This window comes from Pseudomonas brassicacearum, assembly GCF_918698105.1.
Taxonomy (GTDB): domain Bacteria; phylum Pseudomonadota; class Gammaproteobacteria; order Pseudomonadales; family Pseudomonadaceae; genus Aquipseudomonas; species Aquipseudomonas brassicacearum_F.
Genome location: NZ_CAKKMI010000002.1, coordinates 14625 through 27613, shown reverse-complemented (window position 1 = coordinate 27613; position 12989 = coordinate 14625). Strand labels below are relative to the sequence as shown.

Annotated in this window: 12 protein-coding genes; 10 read left to right on the top strand and 2 right to left on the bottom strand. The window is 50.9% G+C overall.

Features of this window, described 5'->3' with window-relative positions; all coding sequences use genetic code 11:
• Positions 1 to 198 precede the first annotated feature (198 nt).
• The 10 genes from LQ215_RS01225 to LQ215_RS01180 all read left to right on the top strand — a co-directional run bounded on the left by LQ215_RS01225 (position 199) and on the right by LQ215_RS01180 (position 11318).
• Positions 199 to 1938, top strand: a complete 1740-nt coding sequence (locus LQ215_RS01225; RefSeq protein WP_230147041.1) for a phosphoethanolamine transferase CptA — start codon at positions 199 to 201, stop codon at positions 1936 to 1938.
• A 513-nt stretch (positions 1939 to 2451) separates the two neighbouring features.
• On the top strand, positions 2452 to 3657 hold the full coding sequence (locus LQ215_RS01220) for a hypothetical protein (protein ID WP_230147040.1): 1206 nt from the start codon (positions 2452 to 2454) through the stop codon (positions 3655 to 3657).
• An 11-nt stretch (positions 3658 to 3668) separates the two neighbouring features.
• Positions 3669 to 4382, top strand: coding sequence for a hypothetical protein (locus LQ215_RS01215; protein WP_230147039.1), 714 nt, complete (start codon positions 3669 to 3671; stop codon positions 4380 to 4382).
• A gap of 13 nt (positions 4383 to 4395) precedes the next feature.
• Positions 4396 to 5193 carry a DUF3050 domain-containing protein gene (locus LQ215_RS01210; protein ID WP_230147038.1) on the top strand — a complete coding sequence of 266 codons (798 nt, stop codon included), beginning with the start codon at positions 4396 to 4398 and terminating at the stop codon, positions 5191 to 5193.
• A gap of 27 nt (positions 5194 to 5220) precedes the next feature.
• Complete coding sequence (locus LQ215_RS01205) at positions 5221 to 6000, top strand: HalD/BesD family halogenase (RefSeq protein WP_230147037.1); 780 nt, start codon at positions 5221 to 5223, stop codon at positions 5998 to 6000.
• A complete protein-coding gene (locus tag LQ215_RS01200) occupies positions 5984 to 6751 on the top strand; it encodes an SDR family NAD(P)-dependent oxidoreductase (protein WP_230147036.1) in 768 nt (255 codons plus the stop codon). The genes LQ215_RS01205 and LQ215_RS01200 overlap by 17 nt, the downstream gene beginning before the upstream one ends.
• 9 nt (positions 6752 to 6760) lie before the next feature.
• Positions 6761 to 7951, top strand: a complete 1191-nt coding sequence (locus LQ215_RS01195) for an MFS transporter (protein ID WP_230147035.1) — start codon at positions 6761 to 6763, stop codon at positions 7949 to 7951.
• Positions 7917 to 9128, top strand: coding sequence for an ATP-grasp domain-containing protein (locus LQ215_RS01190; RefSeq protein ID WP_230147034.1), 1212 nt, complete (start codon positions 7917 to 7919; stop codon positions 9126 to 9128). Before LQ215_RS01195 ends, LQ215_RS01190 begins: the two co-directional genes overlap by 35 nt.
• The gene (locus LQ215_RS01185) at positions 9121 to 9585 is read left to right on the top strand and encodes an OsmC family protein (RefSeq protein ID WP_230147033.1); all 465 of its coding nucleotides are present in this window, start codon (positions 9121 to 9123) and stop codon (positions 9583 to 9585) included. Before LQ215_RS01190 ends, LQ215_RS01185 begins: the two co-directional genes overlap by 8 nt.
• Positions 9586 to 9602: 17 nt before the next feature.
• Positions 9603 to 11318 carry a DUF885 domain-containing protein gene (locus LQ215_RS01180; protein ID WP_230147032.1) on the top strand — a complete coding sequence of 572 codons (1716 nt, stop codon included), beginning with the start codon at positions 9603 to 9605 and terminating at the stop codon, positions 11316 to 11318.
• Positions 11319 to 11373: 55 nt separating this feature from the next.
• Here the strand turns inward: LQ215_RS01180 and LQ215_RS01175 are convergent, their stop codons facing one another.
• Both LQ215_RS01175 and LQ215_RS01170 read right to left on the bottom strand, forming a co-directional pair.
• Positions 11374 to 11943 (bottom strand): acyl-homoserine-lactone synthase, encoded by a 570-nt coding sequence (locus LQ215_RS01175; RefSeq protein WP_230147031.1) that lies wholly within the window; start codon positions 11941 to 11943, stop codon positions 11374 to 11376.
• Between the two features lie 146 nt (positions 11944 to 12089).
• Positions 12090 to 12827, bottom strand: a complete 738-nt coding sequence (locus LQ215_RS01170) for a helix-turn-helix transcriptional regulator (RefSeq protein ID WP_230147030.1) — start codon at positions 12825 to 12827, stop codon at positions 12090 to 12092.
• Between the last annotated feature and the right edge of the window lie 162 nt (positions 12828 to 12989).

The window sequence follows — 12989 nt, the reverse complement described above, 5'->3', positions numbered from 1 at the left end:
TCGGAACAAGGCCTTGCTCCCACAGCTGAATCCTTCGCTCCAGGTGGCATTCGCACCCCGTTACCGATTTGTATTCGAAAAACTCACGAACTTTTCACAATCGGCTCGCAATACTCCCCGCCTTTAGGGTTGCTCGGCGTATGCCTGCGGTCACCAATCCGGTGCCGACAGCTTCGTCGACAAAGGCTGGAGCGCTTGATGAGTTTGTTCAAACGCAGCAAAACGACTGCGAAAGGTTTCGACTGGGCCGGGCTTGGCTGGCTGTTTCTGTTCTTCTGGTACTTCTCTGGCATCACCCAACTGCTCATTCTGGTGAGCGACACCTCCGGCTTCACCGGCTTTCGCCAAGCCTTCGTGATGAGTGCGGTGTGGTTGGCGCCCCTGCTGCTCTTCCCCGCCCGCACGCGCGTGCTCGCCGCGTTGATCGGCGTGGTGTTGTGGGCCTGTTCCATGGCCAGCCTGGGCTACTTCTTCATTTATCAGCAAGAATTTTCCCAGAGCGTCATCTTCATCATGTTCGAATCGAACGTGTCTGAAGCCGGCGAGTACCTGACCCAATATTTTGCCTGGTGGATGGTGGCGGCGTTCCTGGCCCACACCGCCGTCGGCTATTGGCTCTGGACCCGCCTGCGCCCGGTGTACCTGCCCCGGGGCCAGGCCATGGTCGCAGCATTCGCCATCGTCTTGGCGGTGGTCGGTTATCCGCTGATCAAGCAGACCCAGCGTACCGGCAGCTTTGCCGGCGGCCTGGAAAAATTCGAAGATCGCATCGAGCCGGCGGTGCCGTGGCAGATGCTGGTGGCCTATCGTCGCTACGGTGAACAGCTGGAGAACATGCAAGGCATGCTCCACAGCGCCAGCAAGATCGCGCCACTGCGCAACCTCAAGGATGCCACGGCCGACCAGCCTGCCACCCTGGTGCTGGTGATCGGTGAGTCCACCAACCGCCAGCGCATGAGCCTCTACGGTTACCCTCGGGAAACCACGCCTGAGCTGGACAAGCTCAAGGACCAGCTGGCGGTGTTCGATAACGTCATCACCCCGCGCCCCTACACCATTGAAGCGCTGCAGCAGGTGCTGACATTCGCCGACGAACAGAATCCGGACCTGTACCTGAGCACCCCGTCGCTGGTGAGCATGATGAAGCAGGCCGGCTACAAGACCTTCTGGATCACCAACCAGCAGACCATGACCAAGCGCAACACCATGCTCACGACCTTTTCCCAACAGGCCGACGAGCAGGTGTACCTGAACAACAACCGCAACCAGAATGCCGCGCAGTACGATGGCGACGTGATCGAGCCGTTCAACAAAGCCCTGGCCGACAGCGCCCCGCGCAAGCTGATCGTGGTGCATCTGCTCGGCACTCACATGAGCTATCAGTACCGGTATCCGCCGACCTTCAACAAGTTCACCGACCGCCAGGGCGTACCGGCGGGCTTGCGTGATGATCAGGTCCCGACCTACAACAGCTACGATAACGCGGTGCTGTACAACGATTTCGTCGTGTCCAGCCTGATCAAGGACTACGCCAAGACCGACCCCAACGGCTTCCTGCTGTACCTGTCGGACCATGGTGAAGACGTGTTCGACTCTTCGGGCCACGGCACCTTGGGCCGCAACGAAGGCAAGCCGACCGCGCCGATGTACACCATCCCCTTCATGGCCTGGGCCTCGCCCAAGTGGCGCGAAAGCCATGACTGGAACTTTGCCGGCGACCTGTCACGGCCGTACAGCAGCTCGCAGCTGATTCACACCTGGGCAGACTTGGCTGGCTTGAGTTTTGATGAGCTGGACCACAGCAAGAGCCTGGTCAGCGCGGACTTCAAGGCTCGCCCGCTGTTGATCGGCGATCCCTATCAAACCCCACGCAAGGCCCTGATCGACTTCAGCCTGATGCAGCCCAAGGCGCCGACTGCGGAAGTTGTACAGAAGTAACCCGAAACCCGCGAGGCTCAGCCAGCGGCTCAACGGAGCGCCCAAGATCAAAATCCAGGCAGCTATCGCCGGCCTGATTTTGATCTTGAGCGCGCATTTATATGCAAACAGGCAGCTCGCGATAGCTGCCTCTGAATAAATGCTGGGGTCTACTGCACCAGCTTTTGATCCCCCGCCATCAGCCTTCACCGAGGCTCGAGCAAAAGCACCGTATGACCCTGGGCCCGGCCGAACAGGCCGAACGTGGCACAGCTACCGGGCCACGGCAATTCCCTTCAAGCAGCATCAGGCAAACCCCGAAACATCCGGCTATTTCAAAGCACTCTTAAACTATCCCGCCTTCGTCGTCTTGACGCCACTACGCCCTCTCTTGTGTAACGTCCGGCCATGCCCCCTCGAACGAGATCCTACAGGGCAGGCAGCAGAAAAAACTAATAGTTTTGATAGTTGCGATTAAAACTATGGAGTGACATCTTCTGGCCTAGGATCACGGACAATCAAGTAAGGGATGTTATGCATTTAGTCATCACGGCAAACCGAAGGAAAGCCGCTGAATTTTTAGCATCAACGACCGAGGAAGGGAAAAATCATCCTCAGAATCATTTCGATGAAGTTGATCTGGAGAATATGCTTCAAGATATTCCCATTCAGAATAAAAGTGACCTGATTGATTATGCCGACGAGCATCGCGACTCGTTTCTAGAGAACGCGGTGTTGTTCAGCGAAACCTCGGGAACAACAGGCAAACCACTTCAAACACCACGCGGCAATATCGAGCTCAGGTGGAATACGCAGAACCAGATGTATGCGTACTCCAGACTGCTAAAAAAAAAGCAGGACAGAGTTGCAATCATTCATCCCGGCATGTTGAGCCCGTTTATCGAGGCCACTACATTTGCCTTGAAAAAACTCGAAGTCGGTTACGTCAAAGTCTTTCCGATCGAGGGAATCTGTGATTATCGGCGTATCCGTGATGTTTTGGTGAGGTACGAAATCACCACCCTCATGACCACGCCATCCCTGGCTTTGAAAATATTATACGAGATCAAAAAGCTTGATGAGGCCGTGGAGTTAAAGCTTAACAAGGTGTTATTGACCGGGGAACTGATCACAGAGGCCTGCGAAGCAAATTTTAAGAAAATTCTGGGTTCGGATTGCAAGGTCGTCGCTTTCGTATACGGTGGCAGCGAAACAGCCAGCTTGATGTATGGAATCGGTAACGGACAATACCTCCCCTTCCACGAAGATTTTATCTTTGAAATCGTCGACGGTGAGGTCACGATAGCGAACCCCGAAGAGTATATGGTCAAGGGGGAGCTGCATGTAACTTGGCTTAAAGGTGGGTTGCTACCCATAAAGCGCTATAACACCAACGATGTATTTGAAGTAACGGTCAGAAAAAATCACCCGTTCAAGTTCAAACCGTTGGGCCGCATTGTGAACCTGCAAGAAGGCTACCCCTGTTCCGCCCGATTGGAAGAGGTAATTTACAGTTTAGAACAACCTGTTTTCAACTACGTGGCAACCTGCTCTAGAACTGAGCAAAGCATTAACATCGACCTGATTGCACTGGGCAGCGATCAAATAATCGACGACGTGCGCTTAACATTAGCAAAAGAATTTCCGAATTATAAAATAACGGTGCGCTTGAATGTGGCGAATGACCCATTTATGCAATTCGCCGCAAAACCCAAACTGACTCGCTACACGATTAATTAAGGATAGAACTAATGACTTGGTGGATGGTGGATCTTCTAATAATGCTCGCCTACGGATTGCAGCATACCGTGTTGACGACAAAGGTTTTGGTGCGCGGGTACAACGCCATATTACCCGCATGGAGCTGGAACATAAGCTACAGCATCATGTCCGTCATTACACTATTGCTGGCTTTCCATTTTTGGGCGCCGTCGGGCGTGTACATCTTCTACCTGACGCCAGGTAGCATTCCGTTCCACCTCATGACCATTTCGCTGGCAGCGTCGCTGTTCTTCTTCTTTTTCTGCTTTAAATACACAACTTCTTTCTGGCAATGGTTGGGTGTACGCCAAGTTGCGGCAAGGCTTAAAAATGAACAAATGCCAGCGTATTATCGTGTTCGCCAACAGGGTATAAAAAAATACATTCGGTTTCCGCATCACACGTGTTTAATCCTGCTGTTCTGGACTCACCCTGTAATGACCCTGGACACGTTGTTCCTGGCAATCGGCGCGACCATCTATCTCTACCTAGGTACTTATCACCAAGACCTGCGAGGTCTGGCAATGATTGGCGAATCCTGGCAGCAATATCGAAATGATACCGCTCTTTTAATTCCGACACCTAAGGTGCTGAAGCGTATGTACCGTGACTTCACCGGCAAAGGTGATAGCGAAATCGAAGCCAAAGCTGCTCAACAAAATACCGCGCCTACCGATCAGCCGATCGCTGTCGAAACTAATTGAAAAGGACGTGTACATGTTCAAACAACAACTGAATCAGCTGCAAACAACACTCGAAAACCACGAAATCTACAACTACATCAAAACGCCAGCTCATCTGAAAATCTTCATGGAATCCCACGTATTCGCTGTTTGGGACTTCATGAGCCTGGCGAAACGCTTGCAAATTGAGCTTACTTGCACCCGTTTGCCGTGGTTCACGCCGGCGGATGCCAAAAAGGCGCGTTTTATCAACGAAATCATCTTGGGTGAGGAAAGTGACCTGGGAGACGACGGTCTACCTGTCAGCCACTTTGATATGTATTTGGCGGCCATGGCCGACATGGGCTGTTCGAGACACAAATTCGACCTATTTGAGCAACATTACCGCAGCGGAACGGATCTGGAGCGGGCCCTCGAATTAGCCGACGTCCCGAGCTACGTCATTAAATTCGTTCGCCAAACGATAGCCACCGCACTCGATGGTCGTGCCGAAGAAGCCGCGAGCAGCTTCTTTTACGGTCGAGAGGATGCCATTCCACAAATGTTCCAGGCGCTACTTGATCAATGGGGCCTGAAAAAAGAATCGGCACCACGATTTGTTCATTATCTGCAACGGCATATTGATCTGGACGGCGACGAGCACGGGCCGGCAGCGATGAAGATTTTGTCGGACCTGATCATCGACGAGCATGCCGAAGCTGCTGCGTTGCAGGCAGCGCAACAAGCAATCAGTGCGCGTATTGCCTTGTGGGACGGCATCCTGGCAGACATGAAAAAACATGACGCTGCGTCCCATCATCAAGAAGCAAGCGCGCATCTTGAGTTAGCTTGAATCTATTATGCGAACAGGGATTGATCAATGATGGAATCACTAGTGCTCGCCGACGTGGTGGAGCCAACGTACCTCGATAAAAATTATCTGCAAAAGCTCAGTATTCAGTTCAAACAAGATGGTTATTTAACCTTACGGAATTTTTTATCCAAAGACGTCTTCAGTCTTCTGAACGACGAAACATTCAAGTTGCATGACTTGAGTACGAAGCGTGACTTCGTCATGGCAGGATATGAAACGCCACGAGTGTTATCGGTGGCTGGCGGCAAAAAAATCCTGAAAAACACGATTTTTATCCCGAGTTTATATGTGCACCACCAGTTGCAGACGGTCCTGTCGCTGCTGACGCAAAATAAACTTTATACCGTCAAGCATCAGGAAGAATGCATTGTCGCGAATTATCTTGACGGCCGGGGGCAGACGCACGGATGGCATCTGGACGATCCAACCTATGCGCTGATCATCGTTCTGGATGCACCCGCCGCCGGCAGCGGTGGGTGTGTTGAATATGTATCAAAATGGAAAGAACTGTGCGCTCACCTGGCCATCGATCCATACAAGCAAGTGGACTTGGGATTAAATTTTGCCAGGCGTCATGACCTCATCAAAAGCGTGCATCTGGAAGCCGGCGATTGTTACATATTGAATGCTGGGGAAAACCTGCATCGAGTCACTCCTATCTCTGATAACTCCTCGCGCCGACGAGTCATCAATATGGCGTTCGATCATCGGGAGTCGTTCGCCTTCGGAAATACTGCCGACATTTTATATGCAGAAGAAGAGATCGAGCATGCGTTCGCGATTTGATGACCAGGTAGTAGTGATTACCGGCGGCAATGGCGGTATCGGAGCCGCCACCGCACGAGCCTTTGTGGCCGAACGCGCACATGTCGTGTTGGTTGATAAAGTTATTGATGAAAGTCTTTTGCAAGCGCTTATTGACGCCGGAACAGAATCATCAGCCTATGCCGTGGATGTTGCAGACGCCGAACAGTGCCGGGGCTTGATCGAGGATATTATCCAGAAATATGGCCGCATCGATGTGTTGTTTAATAACGCAGGCATTACCCGGCGTGCGTCGGTGGTGGATACGACGGTTGAAGAATGGGATCAGGTAATCAATGTCAACCTGAGATCAATCTTCCTCATGTCAAAGTTTTCGATTCCTCACATGCAACGTCAAGGCGGGGGCAATATCGTCAACACCGCGTCCGGATGGGGCTTGGTTGGTGGCGCCAAGGCGGCAAGCTACTGTGCATCGAAAGGCGGCGTGGTACTCCTGACCAAAGCGATGGCGATTGATCATGGGGCCGATAATATCCGCGTCAATTGCATTTGCCCTGGCGATACGCTCACGCCCATGTTGTTCAACGAAGCTGAGCAACTGGGACTCGAAAAAAATTCGCTGGTCGATGCCGCTGTCTCCCGCCCCTTAGGTCGAGCCGGCCTGCCTAGTGAAATAGCCAACGCCGTTTTGTTTCTGGCGTCCGATGACTCATCGTTTATTACCGGAGAAGGGCTGGTCGTCGATGGTGGCGGACTGGCCGGCTCCGCTTGAGGAAAAACCATGACCAACGCCATGCGAATATGTATTGTCAAATTGTTGTTTACCGCTAGCAATTTCGTAATTCCGTTTTCAGCACTCTTCGTCAGCAAACGTTATGACTTCGACGCCAGTGCATTGGCAACGATGGTGACCATATTATCTGTGAGCTACTTGGTCGGCAATCTGGCAGGCGGGTACTTGGGAGACAAGTTTCAATCGCGCTCGTTGTTGCTGTTATTCTCTTTTTGCTCCCTGTTGGCCATGATTATTGGCTCACTCGGACTTCCGGCGCCGGTTACATTTACCGCTATTTCAGCCTTTGCCGTCATGGCTGGGGCAGCGAATCCGGTATTGAGTAACTATCTGTCCAATAGCGTCGACGCGTCAAATCGCGAAAGTTCGTTCGGCAATCTGTACTTGGCGAACAATATCGGGATTGCAGTTGTTTTTATTGTCGGCGGCTTCCTCTTGGCACGTGGAGCCCAGTATCCGTTGTATTTTTTTACAGTCCTAAGTGCTTTGAGTTTTTTGTGTACTGCGTTGCTGCTCAAACCGGTTACACGCTCGTCGATGTCGGACAGTGCCACCTCCATGTCGGTAGAGGCCGGCACCCTGCCCGCGATAATTGTTTGCAGTTTCATCCTGTTTTTTGGTTTGGCGTTCCTCGATGCTCAGCGCGAATACCAATTGCCGGTCTGGCTGGACAGTTTAAATAAGGATTCAAGTTCGGTGCTGTTCGGCACCATCGGTATAGTCAACGCTGCCATTGTATTGCTGCTGACCAAATATGTGGTCAAGGTCACGTCGGCCATCGACCCCATTATGAATATGGGAATAGCGGCGCTGTTTTACGGTTTTGGATTCGGCATTCATTATTTTTTCGGCAGTCTGTATCCGGTATTGGCACTGGTCGTGCTGTGGAGTATCGGTGAGATACTGGGCGCTACGTATATGAGTGTGTTCATTTCCAAAAACGCCCCTGTGCGGTACCGAGCGAAACTGTTTTCGTTGATCCCTGTAGTACTGACGCTTGGGAAAATCCTGTCGATCAGTACCACCACGGGGCTGGCTGCAGTCTATGGGATCAATTCAGGTTGGGGCCTGGCGTTCGGCGTAGGAATTTTGGCTTTCATATTTTCGATTTCGCTATTAGCGTTCACTAAAAAGGCAGGCGCAGATGACACGGCTCGGTATCCTTCAGCTACCTTATAACTTGGACATTTTGAAGCAAATCACGACACAGCTTTCACATTTCAATGGGCACGTTTTTCTTATCGATACCGATGCCCGCATTTCGACCGTGAAAGAATTCGTGCTGCCCTCCAATCTCCATTTCGTCGCGTGCGACTCGTATGCGGTCGATTGTATCCAAGCGCTATCGGTTGATCTGCGGTTGGATAATTTGATTTCATTGGCCGAGCTCGGGTTAATGCCTGCGTCCCAAGTCAGGGATCAACTTTCCATGCGCGGGCATGGGGCCAAGGTGGAGAAAAATTCGGTCGATAAACACGCGATGCGCGTTGCCTTGGCCGAGTCAGGTTTGACGAAGGTTCAATTTGAAAAAAGCTCCATTAGTCAATTACCGAATGTGCTTGCTCGATTCGATCTTCCTGTGATCGTCAAACCAGTGAGCTTGACGGGCAGCATCGGCGTGCAGCTGATAAAGGAGATCGTGGACGTAGCCGATTACTCTAAGCGGCTGCAGAACAATGCGTACGCAAACGGCTGTGAACTGATCGTTGAAAGCTTTTTGCCAGGGGCGGAATTTAGTGTCGAGGGGCTGCTGCTTGACAACGAGCTTCATATTTATGGCGTAACCGAAAAGGAAACAACGGAGCAGCCATACTTTGTCGAAACCGGCCATCGTTTTGACAGCAACCATCGCTTGTTGCCTTGGTTGCATCCTGCTTTGAAAGAAATTTTCCAGTCGCTTGGGATGTCCATCTGCCCGTTCCACGTCGAATTCAAGATTATCGATGGCTGTTTGGAAATCATTGAGCTCCATAGCCGCTTTGGGGGGGATTTCATCACCAAGCTTATTGAGTACTCGTCGGGCAATAAGGTATTTCTTGAGTACGCCGACTTTTTGTGTTTTGGCACGCGGCCTTACATCAATCGCACGCACGCTCAAGTGACGGCCGTTAAATTCTCTACGGTTTCGGCAGGGCGGATCGCCTCGGTCTCGCCATTAAGTGATGCGTTTATCGAAACACTGTTGGAGCATAAAATCGGGGTCAAAGAGGGGGATGACATCAATCCGGCGACTGGCTACTATGATCGCCCGGCTTATTTTATTTCTAAATTTAAAAACTCCGACGAAGAGGCGTTTTTTCAAACGGCCTTCAGCCAATTCAAAATTTTGACCGACGAGAGCGCCACACATGAGTGAACATCATTACGAAGTTGAAATTTCCTGGACCGGCAATCGCGGAACGGGCACCTCTGCCTATAAAGCTTATGGTCGCGATTTTACTGCCATATCCCAGGGAAAACCTGTTTTGCAAGGATCGTCTGACCCTGCGTTCCAGGGAGATCCTGCGAAGTGGAATCCTGAGGACCTGCTGGTCGCGTCAATTTCGGCGTGTCATAAACTGTGGTATTTGCATTTATGCGCCGTCAACAACATCGTTGTGACCAGCTATGTTGATAACGCGGTAGGCTACATGGTGGATGAACATCCTACGCGTAAAGGCCACTTCACCAAGGTGATACTGCGTCCACAGGTTGAGGTGACGCCGACTTCCGACAAGGAACTGGCGATCAAACTGCATGACGAAGCGCATCACGAGTGCTTTTTGGCTAACTCCGTGAATTTTGAGATTCAATGTGAACCCACGATAAAATAACGGCCACAGGTATCGGGATGAACGCTTTTGTACAAGGAAGTTTACTGCACGAAATAGGCCAGCGATCGTTGGATCGATATCTTGAATATCGGCCGAGCACAGCTTTATTTTACGATCTTTACGAGGCAAGTGAGCGCGCGGCGTCAGCCTCGAAGATCGAAGACTACTCTGTCGCTTGCGAGACGGCGTTGCGGTCCGAGATGCGCAGCATGGCCAGCGCTATACGGAAGCAGATCGAACCAGGAATAGAAGCCGATTGGAAAATCCGTTTGCAAGCACTGTCCTCGCAACTCGATATTTTCGCCGGGTACACAGATGCGCCGGTTGGATACATCGATACTTGGGCAGGTCATATCCCCTTCATCATTAATCAAATCAATGGCCCCCTCATTGATATACCTGAAGCATTGGCCAACAGTTTTGCGGTGACGTGCGAAGCAGATGCGGTTTTTTACGTACAGCGATTAACGTCGCTGAGGCACATGATTGCGAGTGTAGTAGACAAATTCGAGCATGATCGGAAACAAGGCTGGTACGCGCCTGACACCATTTTGGCCAGAGCCATCGCCACATTGAAATGTTATATTTCCACCCCCTTCAACTTGCACCCTTTGTACGCCTCGTTCGAACATAAACTTAAGCTTTGTGAAGCAATAACAGTTGATAGCCGGCTGTCTTTTTTGAACCATGCTGAATCCGTCCTGAAATCATCCATTTACCCGGCGTATTCAGTGGCTATCGATACGGTGGAGCGCTTTCTTTCTTCGGACCATGCACCTGTGTATTCGGTCCTTGATCTTCCCGGTGGAAGCCAGTACTACCAAAATGCCTTGCGGTATCAGGCCAATAGCCTCGATGGTACGTTGCTTCACCAATTCGGGCTGGAACAGATAGAAGCAATCAATCACCGCTTGGCACGGTCTTCAGCTAATTTTTTGGACGCTGAAACGACGGAAAGCTACTTGCTGCGCCGCGCTGGGCGAAGCCTGGAATCGTTTGATTTTACACAGGCCCTATTGAGCTATCTGGAAGAACTCAACGAACGGGCACGCGCGCAGGCAGATGATTGCGTCAAGGGCGTGAATCTTGAAGATCTGTCATTCAAAGCAATACCACCGGCGCTAGAGGCTTCGGCACCGTTTGCGAAGTACACCCCAGCGGGAAAAAAAACGCCGGCCATTTTCTGGGTCAATGCGGCGAAGGTTCGACAAATGCCTATCAGTTTTCTGGAAGTGGTGGCTTTTCACGAGACGATACCTGGACACCACTTGCAGTTCTGCGTCGCGAGGCAGAACCCGGCACTGCCGGTGCTACTCCAATTAAGTCTATTCAACACCTTTATCGAGGGCTGGGCGACTTATGCCGAAGGGCTCGCATCAACGCTCCAGTTGTATACAGATGCGGCCAGTGGCGAAAATTCGCACATCAGAACCGAGCAGTTACGGGCCGCGCGTGTCGTCGCGGACACCGGACTGCACGCCAAGGGATGGACGCGCAACCAAGGTATAACCTTTTTGGAGAAAACGGCCGGGCTCGACATGGACGACGCTGCCGCCGAAATCGATCGTTATCTAGCGGTTCCCGCTCAAGCAGCGGGCTATCAAGTAGGGCTAGCGACGATCCGCAAGCTTCATTCCGATGCGTGCGCGAAGTACGGTAACCGTTTCGATTTGAGTCGTTTTAATGCAACGCTTTTAAGCAATGGTGCTGTGCCGTTCAGCTACCCAGGCTGAGGAGAGAGCGTGCAAGCGTCATGCAGGCTCTCTATTTGGCAGGTAGGTCGTATTATTACAATATGGCCTTTCTGGTTTGTTCCGATAGGTGAATTTTCAGGGCAACGGCACGTTCTATGCCGATTTGCATTGCCGGACCGAGTCGCTGGATATGAATGCCCGAACGAATGAGCATTCGCTCTACGCCGACGGTCGTCACGGTTACATAGCTTTCCAGTTGTTGCTCGAAACCAAAGGCAATGATGGTTTTTATCGCTTCGGCGGTGATATCTGAAAAACTCATCACTCGGTTGTTTTCTGCATTAATGGCAAATCGGCTAAGTTCCCAGATGTTTTCCGCACAGGGCGCCTCTTCCCCATTTAGCAACTCGCTGAAGGTGTGCTTGAGCATGTACGGCCCCGTCGTGGGTAAAATACGCCAGCAACCTTGCACCTCATTGTCTTCAGACGTTCTCTTGATGAGCATGTAAATAGGATCTAATGCGTCGTAACCATCAATGTCCATGCCATCTATAGTTTCGATGGCCCAACCTTTACGTATTTTAAATACATCAGCACGCAGCTTGTACATGGAAATAATGGCTTGCTTGTCAAATTCGTTTTTATAACCCAATGAGTAATGCATTTGTTTCCCCTCGCCGAAATGTCCGAGGAGAATAATTCAAATCATTTCATCGATCAGCTATCAAAAATGATAGTGTCGATTGCTGCGCTTTAGCGATATATTGCCCGTGTCGTAATGGGGTCAGAATTGCTGTTAAAAGAGCCGGGCTAAATATCGATGATACCTAGAGAATAAGCCTTAACGACCGCTGCCTTGCGACTATTAACACCGAGAATCTGACGCGCCTTGTTCAAGTGGAAGTTAATATTTGCCTCTGTACAAACACAAATGCGAGCGATCTCCCACGAGGTTTTCCCTATGGCGCACCACTTTAGAATTTCTATCGCCTTTTTTGATAAAGGGTAAAGTTCCGAAGTTGTTTGGGTCAGTGGATTCGATGTGTGAAAGTAAGGCAAATAGCTGCCAAGGGCCAGCTCCTTGATTAACATAAGCTGCGGAAGCGTATCCGAGATATGGCGGATCGTCTGGGGTGTGTTCTGAATATTATCCAGACTTAAGCTGAATGTACCCATTTCCCCGCCAGGGCCATGCAATGGAAGGGTAATGCCACTCCGAAGTCCATGGACACAAGCCTCTTCAAAGAAATTTTTCTGTTGACGTGTCTCGTAGATACTTTCAAGCCAGATAATGGGGAATACCTTCGTAAAACTATGTTCCACTACTGGGTCAATGAAAGCGAAACCCGACCCATCATACTTTCTTCTCCAAGCCTCATCATAGTTGGAGTGTATGACGGCTGACGCCAAGGGGGCGGCGGCTGTTTTTTTCAAGCCAAACAAAATCCCCGTATAGCCCAAGCTGTTCGCGTAACCGGTTAACTCCTCAAACCATTGCTTTTCAGAACTCGACTGTAAAATCCCACTAAACTCTCCTAAAGCCAGCAATTTCCGTTCCCTCTGAATGTTGCATCCTGATGTCCTAATGCCAGGCAGTCATAGCTGCTCATCAATGCAGCCATGCGTGTGCTGTTTCTGCACCCAAATGGGGCGCAAACGATACTGCTCCTGAATCGGCCACGAAAATGACAATTATTATTAATTAAGGCT

What these genes read in the sequence shown, in the direction of transcription:
- LQ215_RS01215 (WP_230147039.1), top strand. Translation starts at nt 3,669, where the DNA reads ATGACTTGGTGGATGGTGGATCTTCTAATAATGCTCGCCTACGGATTG.
- LQ215_RS01195 (WP_230147035.1), top strand. Translation starts at nt 6,761, where the DNA reads ATGACCAACGCCATGCGAATATGTATTGTCAAATTGTTGTTTACCGCT.
- LQ215_RS01210 (WP_230147038.1), top strand. Translation starts at nt 4,396, where the DNA reads ATGTTCAAACAACAACTGAATCAGCTGCAAACAACACTCGAAAACCAC.
- LQ215_RS01205 (WP_230147037.1), top strand. Translation starts at nt 5,221, where the DNA reads ATGATGGAATCACTAGTGCTCGCCGACGTGGTGGAGCCAACGTACCTC.
- LQ215_RS01175 (WP_230147031.1), bottom strand. Translation starts at nt 11,943, where the DNA reads ATGCATTACTCATTGGGTTATAAAAACGAATTTGACAAGCAAGCCATT.
- LQ215_RS01200 (WP_230147036.1), top strand. Translation starts at nt 5,984, where the DNA reads ATGCGTTCGCGATTTGATGACCAGGTAGTAGTGATTACCGGCGGCAAT.
- LQ215_RS01190 (WP_230147034.1), top strand. Translation starts at nt 7,917, where the DNA reads ATGACACGGCTCGGTATCCTTCAGCTACCTTATAACTTGGACATTTTG.
- LQ215_RS01225 (WP_230147041.1), top strand. Translation starts at nt 199, where the DNA reads ATGAGTTTGTTCAAACGCAGCAAAACGACTGCGAAAGGTTTCGACTGG.
- LQ215_RS01185 (WP_230147033.1), top strand. Translation starts at nt 9,121, where the DNA reads ATGAGTGAACATCATTACGAAGTTGAAATTTCCTGGACCGGCAATCGC.
- LQ215_RS01180 (WP_230147032.1), top strand. Translation starts at nt 9,603, where the DNA reads ATGAACGCTTTTGTACAAGGAAGTTTACTGCACGAAATAGGCCAGCGA.
- LQ215_RS01220 (WP_230147040.1), top strand. Translation starts at nt 2,452, where the DNA reads ATGCATTTAGTCATCACGGCAAACCGAAGGAAAGCCGCTGAATTTTTA.